This is a genomic window from Alcanivorax nanhaiticus (assembly GCF_000756665.1).
Classification (GTDB): Bacteria; Pseudomonadota; Gammaproteobacteria; order Pseudomonadales; family Alcanivoracaceae; genus Alcanivorax; species Alcanivorax nanhaiticus.
This window is the reverse complement of record NZ_ARXV01000002.1, coordinates 205,752-226,339: the sequence shown is the minus strand read 5'-3', so window position 1 is coordinate 226,339 and position 20,588 is coordinate 205,752. Positions and strand designations below refer to the sequence as shown.

At 55.2% G+C, this 20,588-nt stretch carries 18 protein-coding genes; all 18 read left to right on the top strand.

Annotation, left to right across the window (positions count from 1 at the left end):
* Window position 1: 1 nt before the first annotated feature.
* The 18 genes from Y5S_RS03150 to Y5S_RS03065 all read left to right on the top strand — a co-directional run bounded on the left by Y5S_RS03150 (window position 2) and on the right by Y5S_RS03065 (window position 20,576).
* Window positions 2–562, top strand: coding sequence for a lytic transglycosylase domain-containing protein (locus Y5S_RS03150; RefSeq protein ID WP_035230325.1), 561 nt, complete (start codon window positions 2–4; stop codon window positions 560–562).
* 37 nt (window positions 563–599) lie between these two features.
* On the top strand, window positions 600–1,118 hold the full coding sequence (locus Y5S_RS03145) for an integrating conjugative element protein (RefSeq protein ID WP_052041391.1): 519 nt from the start codon (window positions 600–602) through the stop codon (window positions 1,116–1,118).
* Window positions 1,115–3,244, top strand: coding sequence for a type IV conjugative transfer system coupling protein TraD (gene traD, locus Y5S_RS03140; RefSeq protein ID WP_197055084.1), 2,130 nt, complete (start codon window positions 1,115–1,117; stop codon window positions 3,242–3,244). The genes Y5S_RS03145 and traD overlap by 4 nt, the downstream gene beginning before the upstream one ends.
* A 5-nt stretch (window positions 3,245–3,249) precedes the next feature.
* Window positions 3,250–3,978: a TIGR03747 family integrating conjugative element membrane protein gene (locus Y5S_RS03135; protein ID WP_156107568.1), complete on the top strand. Its 729-nt coding sequence runs from the start codon at window positions 3,250–3,252 to the stop codon at window positions 3,976–3,978.
* 98 nt (window positions 3,979–4,076) lie between these two features.
* Window positions 4,077–4,478, top strand: a complete 402-nt coding sequence (locus Y5S_RS03130; RefSeq protein ID WP_035230319.1) for an MbcA/ParS/Xre antitoxin family protein — start codon at window positions 4,077–4,079, stop codon at window positions 4,476–4,478.
* Window positions 4,475–5,179 (top strand): RES family NAD+ phosphorylase, encoded by a 705-nt coding sequence (locus tag Y5S_RS03125; protein ID WP_035230317.1) that lies wholly within the window; start codon window positions 4,475–4,477, stop codon window positions 5,177–5,179. Before Y5S_RS03130 ends, Y5S_RS03125 begins: the two co-directional genes overlap by 4 nt.
* Before the next feature lie 5 nt (window positions 5,180–5,184).
* Window positions 5,185–5,802 carry a 3'-5' exonuclease gene (locus Y5S_RS03120; protein WP_035230625.1) on the top strand — a complete coding sequence of 206 codons (618 nt, stop codon included), beginning with the start codon at window positions 5,185–5,187 and terminating at the stop codon, window positions 5,800–5,802.
* The gene (gene avs3a / locus Y5S_RS03115) at window positions 5,792–12,079 is read left to right on the top strand and encodes an AVAST type 3 anti-phage nuclease/ATPase Avs3a (RefSeq protein ID WP_331280426.1); all 6,288 of its coding nucleotides are present in this window, start codon (window positions 5,792–5,794) and stop codon (window positions 12,077–12,079) included. Before Y5S_RS03120 ends, avs3a begins: the two co-directional genes overlap by 11 nt.
* A complete protein-coding gene (gene avs3b / locus Y5S_RS03110; protein WP_197055082.1) occupies window positions 12,006–12,815 on the top strand; it encodes an AVAST type 3 anti-phage proein Avs3b in 810 nt (269 codons plus the stop codon). The genes avs3a and avs3b overlap by 74 nt, the downstream gene beginning before the upstream one ends.
* A gap of 237 nt (window positions 12,816–13,052) precedes the next feature.
* Window positions 13,053–13,355, top strand: coding sequence for an integrative conjugative element protein, RAQPRD family (locus Y5S_RS03105; protein ID WP_035230314.1), 303 nt, complete (start codon window positions 13,053–13,055; stop codon window positions 13,353–13,355).
* Window positions 13,356–13,363: 8 nt separating this feature from the next.
* Entirely contained in the window at window positions 13,364–13,594 is a 231-nt protein-coding gene (locus Y5S_RS03100; protein ID WP_014704108.1) for a TIGR03758 family integrating conjugative element protein, read from the top strand.
* Between the two features lie 111 nt (window positions 13,595–13,705).
* Window positions 13,706–14,083, top strand: coding sequence for a TIGR03745 family integrating conjugative element membrane protein (locus Y5S_RS03095; protein ID WP_027948935.1), 378 nt, complete (start codon window positions 13,706–13,708; stop codon window positions 14,081–14,083).
* Window positions 14,084–14,121: 38 nt separating this feature from the next.
* Window positions 14,122–14,502 carry a TIGR03750 family conjugal transfer protein gene (locus Y5S_RS03090; protein WP_035230310.1) on the top strand — a complete coding sequence of 127 codons (381 nt, stop codon included), beginning with the start codon at window positions 14,122–14,124 and terminating at the stop codon, window positions 14,500–14,502.
* Window positions 14,474–15,151 carry a PFL_4703 family integrating conjugative element protein gene (locus Y5S_RS03085; RefSeq protein WP_035230308.1) on the top strand — a complete coding sequence of 226 codons (678 nt, stop codon included), beginning with the start codon at window positions 14,474–14,476 and terminating at the stop codon, window positions 15,149–15,151. The genes Y5S_RS03090 and Y5S_RS03085 overlap by 29 nt, the downstream gene beginning before the upstream one ends.
* Window positions 15,148–15,981: a TIGR03749 family integrating conjugative element protein gene (locus Y5S_RS03080; protein WP_035230306.1), complete on the top strand. Its 834-nt coding sequence runs from the start codon at window positions 15,148–15,150 to the stop codon at window positions 15,979–15,981. Before Y5S_RS03085 ends, Y5S_RS03080 begins: the two co-directional genes overlap by 4 nt.
* Window positions 15,982–16,015: 34 nt before the next feature.
* Window positions 16,016–17,452, top strand: coding sequence for a TIGR03752 family integrating conjugative element protein (locus Y5S_RS03075; RefSeq protein WP_035230304.1), 1,437 nt, complete (start codon window positions 16,016–16,018; stop codon window positions 17,450–17,452).
* Window positions 17,397–17,843 carry a TIGR03751 family conjugal transfer lipoprotein gene (locus Y5S_RS03070; protein ID WP_065130252.1) on the top strand — a complete coding sequence of 149 codons (447 nt, stop codon included), beginning with the start codon at window positions 17,397–17,399 and terminating at the stop codon, window positions 17,841–17,843. The genes Y5S_RS03075 and Y5S_RS03070 overlap by 56 nt, the downstream gene beginning before the upstream one ends.
* A gap of 9 nt (window positions 17,844–17,852) precedes the next feature.
* Window positions 17,853–20,576, top strand: a complete 2,724-nt coding sequence (locus tag Y5S_RS03065; protein WP_035230302.1) for a conjugative transfer ATPase — start codon at window positions 17,853–17,855, stop codon at window positions 20,574–20,576.
* Window positions 20,577–20,588: the final 12 nt, after the last annotated feature.

Genomic DNA, 20,588 nt, shown 5'->3' with positions numbered 1-20,588 from the left:
CATGGTGAATTGGCCGATCATACCTTGTGTCATCGGTTTGCTGTGGTGGTCGACGGCCGCGCAGTCGCAATCCGTGCCAGTGGGGTATCAGCAAGTCGCGATCGAATACGGCCTGCCTCCGGGCCTGCTCTACGCGGTGGCCTTGACCGAGAGCGGACAAAGCTCGCTCAGCGATGGACAGTTCCGCCCCTGGCCGTGGGCGCTCAATATTGATGGGGAAGGGCACTATTTCCCGTCGCGCCAGATGGCATGGCAGGCCCTGCAGGCGGTGTTGACGCAAACGAGAACCTCGGTGGATATCGGGCTGATGCAAATCAGTTGGCGTTACCACCGTTCAGTCCTGGGTTCATCCTGGCAAGCACTGGATCCCTACCACAACCTGCGTGTGGCCGCCGCGATCCTACGCGACTGCTTCATCGAGCACACCCACTGGATTCAAAGCGCCGGCTGCTATCACGCACCCAACGATCCTGCCCGAGCTGATCGATACGGTCAGCGGGTCAAGGCGCACTGGATGCGGTTGACCGATACACCACAGGAGGTTCGCTTTGAGAATCCGTAGACAACGATCGTTGCCAGTCCTCGTGCTCGGGCTGGTCATGAATTCCTCCGTATTGGCTGAGCTGGCGGTGATTTATGACAGTCGTCATACTCGGCCTTTAGCGCAGTTACTCAGCCCACTTTTGTCAAAGAAGACTCAATCGACCGCCCCGGCTGAATCGGGCGATCAGAATCTATCTTCAAAGTCCTTACTCGGTCCGGCGACTCTCAGCAATTTATTGCCCATACGGTCACCCGGATTGGCCGTCGGCGATACTGCCGATAGCCAACTGAATCCCGAGACCCTGGCGCGTTTGGCACAAGGGAATCCTCGTCCCTTCTTTCTCATCGGCTCGGATGCGGTGTCAGTGCAATGGCTGGCGACTCACCACGACACTCTCAAAGCCCTGGGTGCGGTGGGCATGCTGGTACAGGCCGATACCGAGGCGGATATGCGACGGGTTGCCGAGGTGGCACAGGGCTTATCCATCACCCTGGGCTCCGGGAGCGATCTGGCCGCCGCACTGGGTATTCATCATTACCCGGTATTGATTACCCGTGATGGCATCCGGCAATGAGCCTGCATCCGATGGAAGCGCTGTTGCGGCCTCCCGTGGAGTTGTGGTCCACCTGTACGGCGTTTGCGGCGGGTACGCTGGCCTGGCTCGCCCCCTGGGCCTTGATGATGCCACCGGGTATCGCAATGGCCACCAGCCTGACCTTTTTCGGCTTTGGCTTGTGGCGGGGCCGTCAAGCATGGCGTGTGTTGCGCTACCAGCATCACATGAAGCGGCTGCCGGATTACCAAGTGCGGGCCAACCAGATCCCCGTCAGTCGCCATAAGCTGTTTTTGGGCAAAGGCTTTCGCTGGACCCAGCAACACACCCAGCGCCTGCGCGATACCCTGAAGCCCGAGGTTCAACGTTACGTTCAGCCGGGCGCGCTTTACCAGTGGGCGCGACAAAAGGAAGTGGCCTGGGAATCGATTCCTGTCCTGTCTTTGCTGGCCAAAGCCCTCCGCAGTCGCAGCCGTTGGAACCCGTTGGCGCCACTACCGGCCGTCGGCGGCAAGCCCGCCCTGCACGCGGTTGAACCGCAAGAGCAGCCGGTGTGGATGGATCTGGGTGAACGGGTCGGGCACACGCTGGTGTTGGGCACCACGCGCGTCGGTAAGACACGCCTGGCAGAACTGCTGATTACCCAGGACATCCGCCGGGGTGATGTGGTCATTGTCTTTGACCCCAAAGGGGATGCCGATCTGTTGCGTCGTATCTACGCTGAGGCGAAGCGCGCCGGTCGGCTAGAGGATTTTTATCTGTTTCATCTCGGCTTTCCGGAACTGTCGGCACGTTACAACGCCATCGGTAACTTCTCCCGCATTACCGAGGTCGCGACCCGCATCGCCAATCAGCTGCCCAACGAGGGCAACTCCGCTGCCTTCAAGGAGTTCGCCTGGCGCTTCGTGAATATCATTGCGCGCGCCTTGGTGGCCCTGAAACGCCGGCCGGACTACCAGCAGATCCGTCGCTACATCAACGACATTGAGCCCTTGTTTGTGGAATACGCCGGCCATTGTGCTGGCGTTGCCGGCATAGAAGCCTGGGCGTCTCTGGTTGAAGCGCGCGCGGCGGATATTAAAGAGCGCAACCTGCCCAATGCCCTACGTGGGCGGTCGATGGAAGCCATCGCCTGCATGCGCTTGCTGCAGGAGAAGGCCATTTACGATCCCGTGCTGGACGGACTGATTTCCGCGTTCAAATACGACAAGACCTATTTCGACAAGATCGTCAGCTCCGTCGGCCCGCTGATGGAAAAGCTGACCACCGGCACCATTGCCGGGCTGATCTCACCGGATTACCAGGATGAGCACGATGCCAGGCCGATCTTTGAGTGGATGGATGTGGTGCGCCACAAGGGCATCGTGTATGTGGGACTGGATGCACTCACCGATACCACCGTGGCCAGTGCGGTGGGCAATTCCATGTTTGCGGATTTGGTGTCCGTTGCGGGGCATATCTACAAACACGGTGTCGTGGCTAAGGGTACTGATGCACCAGACCCGGAAACCACATCACGCTCGACCCCCACCATCTCACTGCATGCGGATGAGTTTAATGAGCTGATCGGTGATGAATTCGTGCCACTGCTGAACAAGGCAGGCGGGGCAGGCTTTCAGGTCACGGCCTATACCCAGACCTGGTCGGACGTGGAAGCGCGAATCGGCAGTCGGGCGAAAGCGGGGCAGGTGGCCGGTAACTTCAATACCCTGCTGATGCTGCGGGTGAAAGAGCTGGACACCGCCGCCATGCTGACCGAACAGTTACCGCGGGTTGAGGTCTTCACCCTGATGAGTGTCTCCGGCGTCGATGATTCGTCGGATCCCGGTTCCGGGGTCGACTTCAAATCCCGCAACGAAGACCGGATCAGTGTTTCGGAAGTGCCGATGCTGACTGCCGCCGATATGGTCACCTTGCCCAAAGGGCAGGCCTTCGCCCTGCTGGAAGGCGGCCAGCTCTGGAAAATCCGTATCCCGTTGCCGGACGACCGCGAGGATACGGCCATGCCTGATGACTTTGAGGCGATAGTCGAGGCCATGCGTCGCAGCTATATCACCAACGATCACTGGTACCGGGTCACCGATCACTGGTGGCACGCCGTCTCCGAGGCCGCGATCCGCACCTCAGACGCCGGTGAGCAGGCTTGAGCACGGTGGAGCCCCGTGATCCCCGACGGCCGGTTGCACAGCCGGGTACCGTGTCCCGGTTGCTGACGGGTATCGCCCAGTGCCTTAAATGGCTGTTTCTCTCCCTGATGTTCTCCATCCTGGTGGAGTGGATCGGCATGGTGTTCTGGTGGGAAGAGCAAGGACTTGGCCACAGTCGGCAGATGCTGGTGAATGAGCTTCAGTTCCTCGGCACCGACTTTCATCGCAGCTGGTTAACCGCCCAGCCGATGGTGTTCGCTAGTAACCTCTCGGATCGCATCTACCAGTTTGCCTTCGAGTGGACGGGCCTCGTGGATCTGATTCATTGGATCACACCAGTACCGTCCGCGGAGGAAACCGGTCTGAGACCGGTGCTGCACCGGTTTTACCGCCCCGTCGCCGACTATGTGCTGGCGGGTATGCAAATCACCCAGGTCTTTGCGGTACGACTCGCCATCCTGACGCTGGCCACGCCGGTATTTGGGCTGTTCACCCTGGTGGCGCTGGTGGATGGACTGGTGCGGCGCGACCTGCGGCGTTGGGGCGGCGGCAGGGAAAGTTCTTTCGTGTACCACTACGCCAAGAAAGCCGCCATACCGCTGATCATCATGGCCTGGGTGTTGTACCTGGCGCTGCCGTTCAGTTTGCACCCGTCCTGGATCATCCTGCCATTCGCGCTGGCGTTTGCCTTTGCCGTCACTATCACAGCCAGTACCTTTAAAAAGTACCTTTAATACAAAGTCATTGAACCAGTTGACTGTACCGTTACAGTCTGCTAGGCTGCATTTAAGCACTGTAAAAATACAGTCTGAGTGCTGCTTAGGAGGTAATCATGATCGCTCAAGCCGAACAGCTGCTGCAACGCGGTTCCAGTGTCACCAGTTCACTGCTGCCGGCGATTTTCAATATCTTCAGCCAGTGGCGCCTCACTGGTGCCCAGCAGATGACGCTATTGGGGCTCAGTAATGAGAAGACCCTTTACAACTGGAAGAGCCAACCCGAGAAGGCCAAGCTGACGCGAGACCTGTTGGAACGGGCCAGCTACATTTTGGGGATCTACAAGTCCCTGCAAATCCTGTTGCCTGATCAGGTGTTGGCTGACCAGTGGCTGGCCACACCGAACGACAACCCGCTGTTCAATGGCACGGCGCCGCTGGACCGGATACTTGCTGGTCAGGTGGTCGACCTGGCCGTGGTCAGGGATTTTCTCGATGCGGAGCGGGGTGGCTGGTGATTGCAATCGATACGCTACCCAGCAGCGAGGTCAATGAACCGGTCTATCGGGTCATACTGTCGCGCTACCCGCAGATCAACCTGTTTGAGCGCGTCTCCAACCCACAGGATTGGGAGGTGCTCTACGCTGTCGAGTCCCTGACGAATCCCAGGCTACGGGATGAAGTCGGTGATATTCGCCTGGTGCCGCCGGAAGACCGCGTCTATGGCGATGGTGCCTCCTGGATCATGGCGGCCTTTACTCACCCGCCAGTCGATGGGCGAGGTGGTCGCTTCAACCGGGACTTCGGCATCTATTACTGTGCCGCCGATGAAGCGGTCGCCATTGCCGAATCGTCTTTCCACCGGGCGCGATTCCTGCGTGAGTCCCGAATCGACAAGACCACTCAGGAAATGCGTGTGATTCGCGTACAGCTGGGTCCGACAACCCTTCACGATGTACGTCACCTGGCCGAAGACGCCATCTACGATCCCGAGAATTACGGCGAAGCCCAGCAGCTCGGTTACGCGTTACGTGATGCCAAAAGCTTCGGTGTTCACTACCAAAGCGTGAGAGCGCAAGGGGAATGCTACGGGGTGATGCGTGCCCGAGCGCTGTCCGATGCGATCCACTGGCGTTATCTGCGCTACCACTATGACCAGGGAGCGATAGTCAACGTCGAATCCATCAATGGCAATAGTGGCGGCAGTGGCAGGAGGTGATGGCAATGTACAAAGAACTGCTGTGGATCTTCACCCAACTCCCGGACGATTACATCGTCCTTGATACCGAAACCACCGGACTCCCTGACGAAAACGGCCCGCCGGATATCGTGACACTCGGTATCACCGTGGTAAGAAATCGAGAGATAGCGGAATCCGTCGAATTTAAAACACGGCCACAAAAACACATTTCAGAAGAAGCACAAAGAATACACGGGATCACCAATGAACAGGCCGCTGAATTCGAATCCTTCGACGCCCAATGGAACCAGATTGCCGAATACCTGAAAGATCGGCTTATCGTCATTCACAACGCCAGTTTTGACTGGCCGATTATGCTGGATCACGTTGCCCGCTACGGTTTATCAATGCCGCCAATTCAAGGTGTATTTTGCAGTCAGAAAGCAGCCATTCCCTGGGCGCAGGCAATGAACCTGTCGTGCAGCCACAGAGGACCGTCGTTAGATACTCTGACAAAAGTATTGGATGTTGAAGATCTTAGAGCTAAGAGTGGTGGAATTCATGGGGCGGGGATTGACAGCCGGATGGCGGCTCGCGTTATAGATGTAATGATACGTTATGGAAGAATGGATGGGATCTCAACGTTGAATAATGATGTCTAAAACTAATTTAGTCCGCCCGAGTCGCGACGGAGATCAATTTCACTACCTCTGGGCTGCCCGACGCTGCCTAAAGCTACTCACTGCAGAAAGTGGTTTGATGGCCGTGAGCATCGAAGGTCCGTCGCCAGGTGAGCAGCCAGGCGCCGAGCCAGTCGACGCCGGTGAAGAGCTGATTGATATTGCGGAGTATTTCGAAAACGAGGATATCGGACAAGCACGGTTAGTCCGGTACATGCAGCTCAAGCACTCAACGCTGCATGCAAATGATCCGTGGACGGCGAGTGGGCTAGAAAAGACTATAAAGGGATTTGCGAAACGGTATGGAGAACTACAGAAGGCGTACACCCCAGCACACTTGGCAAGAAAACTGGAATTTTGGTTTGTCACGAATAGGCCGATCAGCACTAGTGTGCTTGAAGCTGTCACCGACGCTGCTGGAGAGGCGAATCCCCGTCATCCGACTGAGCTGAAGAAGCTGCAGAAATTTACAGGGCTTACGGGAAGCGAATTGGCAGCATTCTGCGATCTTCTCCACTTCGAAGATAGCCAAGACGGGTATTGGGATCAACGCAATATCCTGTTCCAGGAGGTCAGTGCTTATCTGCCTGATGGAGACGTTGATGCACCGACTCAATTGAAGGAACTTGTTACCCGCCGGGCTCTTTCTGAAGGAGAACAGAATCCAACGATAACGAAGATCGACGTCTTACGAGCGCTGAAAACTGACGAAAGCTTATTGTTCCCCGCTCAATGTCTTATCGAAAACTACGGAGAAGCCGTTTCACGCGAGCAAGAATTCGAAATCATCGGCCAAATTGTTAGCGCGACGGGTCCGATCGTCATCCACGCTCCCGGTGGTGTCGGTAAATCAGTCTTTGCAACTCAGATTGGCAGAACCCTTCCTGATGGCTCAGCTTGTATTCTTTATGACTGCTTTGGTAACGGGCAGTATCGAAATGCGACCGGCTATCGTCATAGACACAAAGATGCCCTTGTTCAAATCGCAAACGAACTAGCTGCAGATAGTCTGTGCCACCCTTTAATTCCGACGATACACGCAGATGCAGCGGCATATGTTCGAGCGTTTATTTATCGGTTGAGTCAAGCGGTGAAAATCCTGCGCTCGTCTAATCCGAAGGCCTACTTATGTATTGTAATAGACGCAGCGGATAACGCTCAGATGGCAGCGGAGGAAGTTGGAGAGGCTCGATCTTTCGTACGCGACCTCATCCGCGTGAGTATTCCCGAAGGGGTTCGCCTCGTCTTTCTATGTCGCTCGCATCGTCAAGACCTTCTTGATCCACCGATCAATACGATACCAATTGAACTAAACCCATTCAGCCGTGATGAGACGACAGTTCTTCTACGGGAGACATTTCCCGAAGCAAATGAACACGATATCGATGAATTCCATCGCTTAAGCTCACACAATCCACGCGTCCAAGCCCTGGCCTTGTCTCGAAAGTTGCCATTGCAGGAAACATTACGACTTCTCGGCCCCAATCCTACAAGCGTAGAAGATACAATTTCGGACTTATTGGATAAAGCCATCGCGAATCTCAAGGATGCTTCCGGACCGATTGAGAAGGGACGCGTTGAGAAAATCTGCGCAGGACTGGCGGCGCTGAGGCCATTAATTCCAATCCGCATCCTTTCGGCAATGTCCGGAGTCGAGCAAGAAGCCATCAAAAGCTTTGCCTTTGATATTGGCCGACCTCTTCTCGTAGCTGGAGAGACCATTCAGTTCCTGGATGAGCCTACCGAAACGTGGTTTCGTGATAAGTTCAAGCCTTCTGCGCAAGGGATGGCGGGCTTCATTGCCAGCCTAAAGCCTTTAGCAAATGGAAGTGCATATGTAGCATCCATGCTACCTCAACTGATGCTGGAAGCTGGACAGTTCTCTGAACTGGTAGAGCTGGCGCTGTCTTCATCTGCTCTTCCGACAGGAAGCCCCCTTGAAAAGCGCGATGTCGAATTGCAACGACTCCAATTTGCGCTGAAAGCGGGGCTTCGATCCCAACGCTATCTTGAGGCAACCAAGCTAGCCCTGAAAGCAGGTGGAGAAACGGCTGGTGATGAACGACAACGTAAACTGCTTCAAAATAACACCGACCTCGCCTCAGATTTTCTTGAGCTTGACCTCATTCAAGAAATTGTTTCCCGCCGCACATTCGGCTCCGGATGGATCGGCTCTCATCATGCATACGAGGCTGCACTTCTTTCAGGTCGAAAGGAGCTAGCGGGAGACGCTCGCAGTCGATTGCGTATGGCCTACGAATGGCTAAGAAACTGGGCACGCTTGACGCCAGAAGAGCGCGAAAACGAACATATTTCCGATCAGGATATAGTTGAGCTTACCCTTGCGCACCTGAATATTCACGGCCCGACAGATGCTGCCGAGAGTTTAAGGCGCTGGAAACCACGGGAAATCTCATACAGAGTTGGTCGGCTTGTAACTCGACGCCTGATTGACCATGGGCGTTGGTCAGATGTTGAGGCAATTGCTCGTGCTGCCGGAATCAATTTTAATCTAATCCTTGCTGTCGCCGCTGAATTGCGTGAGGTTCATAAAACGCCTCCTGACAAAATTACCCAAAAAGTGCTGCGCCAACTTTCCAGAGGCCGCATCAAACTTAGCAATCGCAATGGGTGGGATGACGGAGAGCCAGCAATTGACGCCGTGACGGCTGTAGTTGAAGCCGCATTGAAGAATAACCTATGTACTCACAGCGACGCAGTTACGATACTGAACCATTATTTGCCCCCGGACCCACCCCGAGGATTCGCGTCACGGCTCTCAAAATTTCGCCAGCCTCTTCTGCGCGCTTATTGCTTGCGGGCCGCTCTCGAAGGAGCGACAATCGAGTTGATCGATGTTGCCCATTCCGAGTTGAAAAAGGAGATTGAAAAGGCTAACAAACACTCAGCATCTCGCGATCTTCAGGAATTCAAAGAGGATATTGGTGCGCTACTCCCATGGCACAAGCTCTGGGCGTCAGTGTTACTTGGACAGGTGAAGAAAGAAGACGTTACGAGCGAAATAGAGAAAGTGGCCGCTGCGTCCAGAAAAGCCGAGCGTTTCCGATACGGCGAAGAGTCTCACACCTCGAATGAGATTGCCCTACTCTGGATGGATATCCTGCACCACTCTGAATCCACGAATGAAGAGTCGTTGGCGGCATTCAACCAATGGAAAGAGCAGCTCAAAAGGCCATTGTTCACCCCAATACTCAACGCGCTCTGTCGGCTGTGCGCACAGCGGGACGAAACGAAGCCTGCTTCACTGGCCTATGCAACAGAATCCTACACGCTAAATAAAGAAGAGCGTTCAGAGGCGGAAAGCACTTCCGACGGGTATCTAGAGGTGGCGCGCGCAATTCTCACCACAAGCAAATCAGACGCAAAGGCCTATTTCAATGAAGCGGTGAAAGTTGCAGGAAAAATAGGCGAGGAAAATCTGGCTCGATGGGATGCCATGCTTGATCTTGCCGATCGTGCTGCATGCATTGACCGGCCATCTCCCAAAGTCGCCTATCAATTCGCGCGTTGCGCCGAGCTGACCTACCACTTTGTTGTGCGGGACAAGCATTTCCCCTGGGATAGCACCATTAACGCCTTATGCGGATTATGTCCGTCTTCCGCTGTCACCATCTTAAGCCGATGGCGAGACCGTAGTTTCGGATGGCACGAAAGGTTATTGCCAGTTGCGATCAGCAATTTAATCGACTGGGATGTCGTTGACCCTCGCGATGCTCTGCCGTTGATCGGTTTCCGAGCGCAGTGGGACTATGCCGAGCTACTTGAGCCGGTACTGGCAAATTCGAGTGAAGCACAAGAGAAGGCTTTAGCGAGCTGCATTCTCTATCGCTATGCCCAGTTCTCCAACCTCACTTCGTCAGAACTAAGAAGGCTTCAACAGGTGACGTCAAACCATGGCGTAATATTGGAAAACCTGGCCGATACAATTGTATCGTCTGAACGGGAGGAATCAACACGGACAAAGACTTCTCAACAGCAGTCACCATTCCTGACTGATAATGAACACAAGATCCCCTCATGGGATGATATCTTCGCAAACAAGGATATGGAGACAACAAGCGGCCTCACTCAAGCTTACCTTGCCTTCAAACAAACCGAGGCGCCTTGGCGTCATGAAGATTTCTTCACAGAGGCGATGCGTCGCATTCCTGTTGGTGCGGAACCCGGCTTTATTGGAGCCGTCGCAGATACAACTGAACTCAGCCTATACAGCTTTAGAACCTTTCTGGAGAGAGTACCAGAGAATTGGAAGGGACGACCAGCCATATCTCACGCCATAGCAAGTGCTCTAAAAGTTATCTGCCGCCGATATTGCATGGATGTGAGGAAAAATCGGTATTACGAAGTCATGCCTTTTGAAGTGGCGTGTTCGCTGGCGGATGTAAGCCAATCCGAAATTATCGATGTTGTGCTGGCCGCAACTGGTGAAATACCCGATCTAATCGAAACAGGACAACTGTTTTCTCTTGTCGGGCTTCTCGCGATCAAGCTATCGAGCGACGAGGCCGTGAGCGCATTGGCATACGGACTGGATCTGTTCAGCACTGCCTTGGAAGAAAATGATGGTGATGGGCCCTGGAGCGACGCATTTTCTCCACCCGTCGATCCTCGGGAAGCTATTGCTGGCTATATCTGGTCCGCATTGGCCGCACCGGAAGCTGTATTGCGCTGGGAGGCAGCGCATGTCGTTCTCGAACTTTTCCGTCTCGGCAGAGAGGATGTTACTGATTATTTGATGAGGATGGCCAATACTAAGAATGGTGGTCCATTTGTCGATGCACGGCTACCGTTTTATAGTCTTCATGCACATCAATGGCTACTCATTGGCTTGGCCAGAGCGACATTGGAAGCGCCGGGGTCGGTCGTACCCTACGCCAACCAGCTTGCCGACTGGGCACTGAAAGGCCAGCCCCATGTATTGATACGACAATTCGCCGCGCGCGCAGCACTTCAACTTATAGAAAGCGGCCATCTGGCTGATGAAGACGGACTTTCGGATCGTTTGAAGTGTGTCAACAAATCGCCGCTGCCCATTGTCGATTCCACAAACCATGAACGAAAAATTTTGCATAAGCACGATAAAAATGCCGAAACAAATGAAGATCAGTTCTATTTTGGTATAGACATTGGTCCTTACTGGTATGCGCCGCTCGCCCGGGTGTTTTCCTTATCCCAGGGTGACATTGAGGCGGAAGCCCTGAAGATCATACGGCACGATTTTGGCTTTAGCGCGAAAGGCCGCTGGGACGACGACGAACGGGCTCGACGTAGACTATACGATGATAACCGCTCCTATCCATATAAAGGTGACTATCCTCGGACCGACAATCTTCATTTTTACCATTGCTACCACGCAATGATGATTGTCGCGGGACGATTATTAGTGACTATGCCGACACATCGAAACCCGGATTACGGCGATGACGATGAGTTCACAGAATGGTTATCGGGTCACGGCCTCACGCACCAGAGTGGCCGTTGGCTCTGGGATCGGCGTGATCCAGAACCACTCACAAAGGGCGCGTGGTTATGTCGCGACAAAGAACATCCTGACCACTGGCACATAACGGATGGCGATTTTGACGATGCGCTTCGAACGCAAGACTGCCTTAACTTGTGGGGACACTGGACGGAAGCGGATGAAAAACGAGAACAATCTATGTCCATCTACAGTGCCTTGGTTACACCAGAAAAATCGGAAGCGCTTCTGCGTGCTCTGTCCACTACCAAGGATCTCCATGACTATGCAATACCGAGCGCCGGCAGTGATATGGAGATTGATACATCTGGTTTCGAACTGGAGGGGTGGGTCTTCGATCAGAGCAGAGATAGAGGGCTGGACAAATATGACCGTTGGTCGGGAGGAATTACTTTACCACCGCCACGACCGGCAGAATTCATCATTGAACAAATGAAACTTGAGAGCGACTCGGACCTTCGCATCTGGATAAATCAAACTACATCGCCGGTCATGGAGAGCCAGATCTGGGGCTACTACGACGAGGCGAAACGTCATGAAAGCACAAATCCCAACAGGGGCAGCCGTCTACAGGCGCGTGCTTCATTCATGGCATCAATATTGAAGTCTTTGGACCGAGACCTCATCATTGAAGTGCAAATAGATCGGCGCCGCCGATATCAGCCATATACAAGTAGTGAAGAAGATGACAACGAACGAAAACGAACCAGAGCAAAGCTCTTCCTTCTCGACAAAAACGGACAAATTCGTACCTGCTAATAGCCTCCTGGCGCTTGGTCAAAAGCTTGTTCAAGAGCTGGGCCTGGAAGAGTCAACCGACACGCTCGGACGCTGGATGGCTCATCATATTGCCGATCTCATGATTAATGCTGAGAACGCAATTGGAGATGAAAAGGCCGCCGCCGAACGCAAGTGTTTCGATGCAATTTTGGAGTTGTGGAAACACCGGTCGGAATTACCAAACGGCAAGCGTCCATTTGAGGATCTGGAACCTGTTATGCGGGCGATTGAAAGTCTCGATCCAGAAGACGATACTCCGCGCTACTATCGTGCGGTCCGCCCACCGAAGGGCGAGACAGTGGAAACTTCTGAACAAGAAGAATGGTTGAGTCTAGTCGACGGGCTGGACTATACGGCCAAAGTACTCATTGGCTACTGTCTTACTGAGGCCGCTGATGCTGCGTTAGATAAATCGAAGGAATGGATAGAACTTGCGACGGCAATTGATGATCAAAGCGTACCTGAAATTGTCATCCGTTACGTCTCGACAACTGCGGACGTCAACAAGGAGCCTGACCCGAATAAGGAGATCCGTTCGCTTCTCGATGACAGAATAAAGCGGTTACGGGGTTTTTTACGAATATCAGAATCCTTAGCCAACACTCTTGAACAGCGCATTCAGTCATTGCCCGCTGCCGAGGAAGAACCAGCAGATGAAGATACGTTGGTTATAACACCGCGACCAAGGCCACCTGATGACTTCCCTTCTGGATGAGCGATAAGGGAAAAAGCGGGTATAGGATATTCGAATATAATCAGTTAAGGGCACGTTTGGCGTCATTTTTTTAAAGTAATAATTTTAATATTTGCCTGGACAATCTCTCACTCTGGCTCAAAGTAAACTTTACATAAAAATTCAAAAACCACCCCACCCACCGAATAGATTTCCCATCGTCCATCGTCCCTAATTCTCGCATTATGCCCCGTAACAACTTGCGGGAGCAGCAGTGCCATGAAACGCCATCTCTGGCTACCTTCTTTTCTGATTATAGGCTTGGTTGTCACGCCGGCGGCTTTTGCCGATGCAGACGCCGAGCGCGAGGCGCTCGCCAAAGTCATCCATGAGATCAATGCCCTCGACTCATTAATCAAGCGTGCCGAGGCCAACGCCGAGCAGGATTCCCGTATCCGATTTCGTTATGACTGGTTGCGTCAGGACCTGAAGAACATCAAGGACGGCATCCAGTCACACATCGACTCTCCCCGTGCTCAGCCTCGCTCATTTCCGCCATTGCGCGGCGATTACCGTCGATAGGTTTTGTCATGAACGCCGCACAACAAACAGCTTTTCAAGCCGGTTCCGGTATTACCCCAGCCACCATGCTGACGGCCATCGCGTCGATGGTGTTGGTGTTGGCGTTTGTCTGGGTGATTTGGGTGGCTTTAGGCACTTTTAGGGCATGGCAGGAAGGGCAGGCCACGCTCTTTGATCTGACCTGGAGCACTCTGCGGGCAAGCATTGTGTTGATGGTTTTGGGCTTCTATTTGCGGTGAGTCGATCGAGTTGAGACCGAGAAAGTCCGGTAAGGGCAAACGGCGATGCAGCGCAGTGGGATGCGGGGATGGTTCCCCTTTTTATCAGCATTACAGAAGAGGACATTTGTTATGGACACATCAAATACAAAAAACGATTTCAACAAGCAATCTGTTGCCATCCGCAAGTCGCTATCGGCAGCGGTCGCGGTGCTACTACCAATGCCGCTCTGGGCGGCGTTGCCGACGCCGGTTGCGCCGAGTACGGCGCCGCCGGCGGGTGACTGGATCGGCTTGATTCAGGGCTACATCAAGGATGGCGGCTTGGTACTCGGATTGGCCATTGCAGTGCTGGGTTTTCTCTGGATCGCCTATCTGGGCTTCGCGAAATTCAATGAAGCTCGCCAGGGCAAGGCGGAGTGGGCTGAAGTCGGTGTCCTGGGAATTGTCGGCGCGATCGTGCTGATCTTCGCCAGCTATCTGCTCACAGAAGCGGCTGGGGTTATTTAACAGCCAGCGTCAATATCAACTTGCCGTAGGAGATACGAATGTCCAACGACCATGAAATTCTGGCGGATCGGCTCAATGCCGAGCCCGCCATCTTTAAAGGCTGCTCTTCTTCTGAGCTGGGCATGATTGTGGGGCTGGCCATTGTGATATGGCTGCCCCTCAGTCTGTTACTGGCTTGGTTGCTGGGTGCCATCACCATGGGTTTTGGTATTGCCGGTGTCGGTGTGGTGGCCACTGTGGTCGCTCTGGCGACGCTGTTTCAGCGTATCAAACGCGGCCGGCCTGAAGGCTATTACCAGCAGTGGCTGCGTATTCGTCTGCAGACGATGGGGCTGTATCGCACGCCCTGGGTACTACGCAGCGGTTCCTGGGATATAGGGAGAACGCACTATGCGCCGCTACCGACTCGAAATCGATAACGTGCGGTCCCATTTGCGCTCCCTGTGGATCGTGATTGGCTTGCAAGGGCTGATCATTCTCGCGCTCTGGATCGGCTGGAGCCAGGCACCCAAGCAGCTGCGGGTTTATGTGCCTCCCGATCTGCGGTCGGGCGCTGTTCTGGCGGCCGAAGAAGTGCCTCCGGCCAATGTATATGCCTTTGCGTTCTATATCTTTCAGCAGCTCAATCGCTGGCCCGAGAATGGCGCAACGGATTACGGCAGCGCAATTTTCCGGATCTCGCCCTACCTGACACCGCGCTACCGCAATGACCTGATTGCCGATATGGAACTCAAAGCCCGGCGCGGCGAGTTGGCCTACCGGGTGCGCGGTGTCCATGAAGTGCCAGGGCACGGCTACGAGGAGCGCCGCGTCGATGTGTTGTCGCCTGATGTCTGGATTGTCTGGCTGGATCTGGATCTGCTGGAGTCCGTGAAAGGCATGACCGTCAAGCAAACCACGATTCGATACCCGGTTCGCGTGGTGCGTCAGGCTATCGATCCGGAAACCAATCCCTGGGGCCTGGCACTCGATGGGTACGCCAGTGACGGTCCGCGTCGATTAACCGATGCCGAGCTGGCTGAACCCAGTGTGACTGGCGCCACTACAAATAAGGAATCCTCCCAATGAATCCTCGTGTTTTCTTTCCGCCATTGAGATGGATCGCTTTGCTCGGTCTATGTTTCCCGCTGCTGTCCTTTGCACAAGTCGATGACACGGCTTCGAACGTTCCAGAACGCGTTGTCTGGAACAAGGCGCCCATCGCAATTCCGTTGGTCGTCGGTGAAGAGCGCCTGGTGCATTTTCCGGATTCGGTGAGCATCGGCCTGCCGCAGTCACTGACACCGTTGCTGCGCAGCCAAAGCATCAACGGCACCCTATATCTGTTGGCCAGACAGCCTTTTGAGCCCACCCGTGTCATGGTGCGCTCGGAAACCGACAGCCCGATCTACGTCCTCGATATTTCAGCGGCGCCAGGCGGAGTAGACAGTGGATCATTGCCGGATGTGCAGGTACTGCTCCAAGCATCACAAAAGCCACCGCAGGATTTGTCGGAAGATGCCGGTGCCGATCAGTCAATATCGGACAAGCAATCACAGCTTTTGGGTTATGCCGCTTTAACCCGGTATGCCGCGCAACAACTCTATGCGCCAACGCGACTGATCCCCCGGCAGCCGGGCGTGGTAGCCATACCCGTGAACCCCGAACCGGTCGATCTGGTAGTGGGCGGAAAGATCGAAGCCGTGCCGGTTGCCACCTGGAAGGCGGGTTTACGGTACGTCACTGCCGTCAAGCTGATCAATCGTACTCGACAACCCGTGGTGCTGGATCCACGCGAACTGCGCGGGTCATGGCTGGCGGCGACCTTTCAGCACAATCGCCTGTTACCCGCTGGCAGTGAGGCCGATACCACAGCCGTCTATCTGGTGTCGGATCGGCGCTTTGATGCGGCCTTTTGATGTGGCGCTTTGAGAGAGGATAGGAATCTACCCCATGTCGATGGTCACCAGTAATCGTTTGTTACCACTTCTTGCCGGTTCCGTTGTGCTGATGGCGGCGCTCGTCGCGGTGAAGTCCTGTTCCCCGAGCGACGAGCAACCTCAGCTGTTGGAAGCCGTGCCACAGGCACCGAAACCGGATGCCGATACACCGGCGGACACCATCAAGACACTGACGGCCAATGTCAGCGCCATGACTTCGGAGCTCAATGCCCTGCGTCGGGATAACACCGCACTCAAACAGGAAAACCGCGATCTGATCGAAGACCGAAAGCAGATCGAAAACAACGTGCTGTCGAGAGTGCAGACAGCTTTGGAGGCAAAACGTACGGACGCCGCGCCAAGCGAAACCACGTCGGCCATCGCCGCGTTGACTGCGAGGGTGGATTCCCTGGCCAACCGCTTTGGGGCGCCATCAACACAGCGGACTTCCACGGGTTCTGATATTCCGGTCGGGCTCGGCCTGGATGGTGTCAGAACATCGGCGACGGAAGCGGAATCACTGGTGTGGGTCAACCCCCTGGAGCTTGCGCCATCGCCTGATGCTGATAAGGAGACGTTGCTTAACAGCTTCACTCGCGGCAGCCGCAATGCGTTAGATAGCGCCGGTCCGGAAGTGAAATCGCTGGTAGCGAAAGGATCCGAAGCCCTCAATACCGCTCTGCCGGTCTACACCGTGCCGCGCAATGCCACTCTGATTGGCTCCACTGGCATGACCGCCTTGGTGGGCAGGGTGCCGATTCAGGGGCAGGTACGCGACCCCATGCCGTTCAAGGTGATTACCGGCAAAGAAAACCTCGCCGCCAATGGACTGCGCATACCCGGTATTGAGGGCATGATCTGGAGTGGAACGGCTGTTGGCGATTGGACGCTCTCCTGTGTGACCGGGAAATTGGAATCGGTGACCTTCGTGTTCGAGGACGGCACCATTCAGACCATTTCCTCTGATGAAAAGTCCAGTGGCGGCAACCAACGGGGTGGTTCCAGTGGAAGCAGCGATAGACCGCTGGGCTGGATCTCCGATGCGCGGGGTATCCCCTGTATCACGGGTGAACGCAAGACCAACGCTCCCGCATTCCTGACACAACGCATTGGTGTGATGGCCCTCGAAGCCGCCGGTGAAGCGGCGGCACAGGCCGAAACCACAACGCTGATCAATGATTCAGGCTCGGCCACCAGTGTGGTCTCCGGGGAGACGGGTAAATACCTACTGGGCAAAACCCTGAGCGGCGGTAGCGACGAAGTCGCCCAGTGGTTGCGGGAGCGTCAGGCACAGAGTTTCGATGCGGTTTTCGTGCCCGCCGGTGTCGAGCTGGCAATTCACGTTGATCATGAACTCCCCATCGATTTCCATTCCAACGGCAGGAAACTTCATCATGAAACCAATCCTTTCCAACAAGCGACGATTATCACTGGTTCTGGTCTGGACTAGCGCCCTGATGGTCGGCTGCGCCAGCACTAAAGAGACAGTACTACCGCAGGACGGCCCGACCATGAAGTCCATTTACGATCAGCACATGGTGGATGTTCAGAAGCCAGACCACCGGCGAGTCATCGGTGGTCAGCCGTTACCGCAATCTGGTATCGACCACTATCAGGGCTTTGTGCGAGAGGCTGCTAATGAAATCGACACGGTATTTCCTCGTCTGCCGAATCCTACGCTGGTGATGTATATCTTTCCCCACCTGTCGGGCAGTGAGCGCACCCCGGTACCAGGTTATGTCACCACCTTTCCCTTTTATGAAAAGGTGGAGTACGCATTACCGGGGGAAGTGCCTGGTGAATCGTCCGCAACGGCCAATCACTCGACGTTGGATCAGTAGGAACGCTTGATGCCAAAACATAAACCTAACCTTCCCGAGGGTTCACCCTTAACCACTGCCGCGGTCAAACAACACTATACCCGCCCGCCGTCGTTTACCGATTTGCTGCCCTGGATGGAATACATTCCCGAGAGCAAAGCCTTTTTGTTGGAGGACGGGGTCAGCCTCGGCGCTCTGTTCGAGGTGCAGCCGGTCGGGTGCGAGGCAAGGACGCCGGCCTTTATGACCCAGCTGCGAGACGCCATTCAAACGGCAATCAATGAGGCCATTCCCGAGCGTGACGACGCACCCTGGGTATTACAGATCTATGTCCAGGACGAGCCCAGGCTAACCCAATTTAATAAGTCGTTGGCGAGTTACCCGTCGCCGACGGTTCGCGCATCGGATTATTCTCAACATTACCAGTCGGTGATGTCGAAGCACCTGCAAGCGATTTCCCGACCGGGTGGATTGTTTGACGATACCACCGTCACCGGCTCGCGTTGGCAGGGGCAGCAACGGCGGATCCGCGTTGTGCTCTACCGCCGTTTGAAAAGCAACAGCAAAATGCCACCCGCTGTTGAAGTGGAGGGGGCGCTCAATGACGTGGCCACCAAATGGATCGCCTCACTGGCCTCTGCCGGAATCAACGCCCAACGGGCCAATGGTCAGTCGTTTTATCAGTGGTTGCTGAGCTGGTTTAATCCCAATCCACCGCTGGCAGACGGTAATCCGGAAGCACTGCTGCAGTTGGCACCCTATCCGGGTGATGACAATTTACCCTTCGGCTATGACTTCGCCGAACAGCTGACCCTGTCGATGCCACACTCCGACGAGGCAACGTCGAGCTGGATTTTCGATAAACTGCTGCACACCGTCGTGACCGTCCAAAGCTTGCGGCGGGCCCCGGACATCGGGCACTTCACGGCGGAACGCCAGGCCGGGGATCAGGTGTATTCGCTGTTCGATCGTTTGCCCGAGCACACCATTATGGCGATAACCCTTACGCTCAAACCGCAAGACACCACCCGCAATCACATTGCCCAGATCAAGCGTGCTTCGGTAGGAGATTCCGCTGAGGCGTCGATCACCCGGGAAGATGCGGAACAAGTGGAGCGGGAAATGGCGCAGGGCAACAAGCTGTATCCTGTGAGCATGGCCTTCTATGTGCGCGGAGATAATCAAAAGGCGCTACGGAACAATTTGAATCGTCTCCACGCGCTGCTTTTGCCCAATGGTCTGCAGTCCATTGCCCAGGAAGCTGACCTGCTGTCGCTCGACAGTTACATCCGTAACCTGCCCATGGCCTACGACGCCGACCTGGACAAATCCCGCCGACGCTCGCGCCTGATCTTCTCACGGCATATTGCCAATTTGGTACCGTTCTACGGCCGTTCCCGTGGCACCGGTCATCCCGGCCTGGTGTTCTACAACCGGGGTGCCGAACCGCTGGTCTTCGATCCGCTGCACCGGGATGACCGCAAGAAGAACGCCCACATGCTGATCCTGGGGCCGACGGGGGCGGGCAAGTCAGCACTGCTGGTGTATCTGTTGCAGCAGATGATGGCACGACACCGGCCACGGATTTTTATCATCGAGGCCGGGGCTTCGTTTTCGTTACTGGGGCAGCATTTTGCGCATCACGGTCTGTCAGTGAACCAGATCACCCTGAACCCCAATGTCGATGTCAGCCTGCCGCCCTTTGCCGATGCGCTTCGACTGCTGGATCGGCGCCATGCGTTTAATCCGCTCGACGTCGATGAGTCCACAAGCGAGGAGACGTTAGACGAAGATGATGAGATGGACGAAGAGGGCGGCGGTCGCGATATCCTCGGTGAAATGGAGATTGCTGCACGCATCATGATCACCGGTGGCGATGAACGCGAAGACGCGCGATTGACCCGGGCCGACCGACTGCTGATCCGCAACGCCATCTTCCTTGCCGCAAAAACGGTGAAAGAGACCAGTCGACCCCAGGTGATTACCCAAGATGTGGTCAACGCCTTCCAGACCATCGCCACCAACAGGGAATTGCCCGAACACCGACGTAATCGAGCCCTGGAGATGGGGGACGGTATGGCGCTTTTCTGCTCGGGCCTGGCGGGCCACTTTTTCAATCGGCCGGGGCAGTCCTGGCCAGAAGCCGATGTCACCATCCTCGAAATGGGCATGTTGGCCAGAGAAGGCTACGAGGATCAGCTCACCGTTGCCTACCTGTCTATGATGAGCCACATCAATGACCTGGTGGAACGTCATCAACACGACGATCGGCCCACGCTGGTGGTGACTGACGAAGGCCATATCATTACCACCAATCCCTTGCTGGCGCGCTACGTGGTCAAGATCACCAAAATGTGGCGCAAGCTCGGTGCCTGGTTCTGGATCGCCACCCAGAATTTGGAAGACTTTCCGGATGCCAGCCGCAAGATGCTCAACATGATGGAGTGGTGGCTGTGCCTGGTCATGCCGAAAGAGGAGGTGGAGCAGATCGCCCGCTTCAAGGATCTCAATGACGAACAGCGCAACCTGCTGTTGTCTGCCCGCAAGGAGCCGGGAAAATACGTGGAAGGAGTCGTTTTGGCCGACAAGGTCGAAGCGCTGTTCCGCAACGTGCCGCCAGCCTTATCGCTCGCCCTGGCCATGACCGAAAAGCATGAGAAGGCTGAACGTGCAGCGATTATGCGTGAGAAGAACTGCTCGGAGCTGGAGGCGGTTTACGAGATCGCCAAGCGTATCGAACAGTCTCGTGCGTAGCAGTTTTACTGA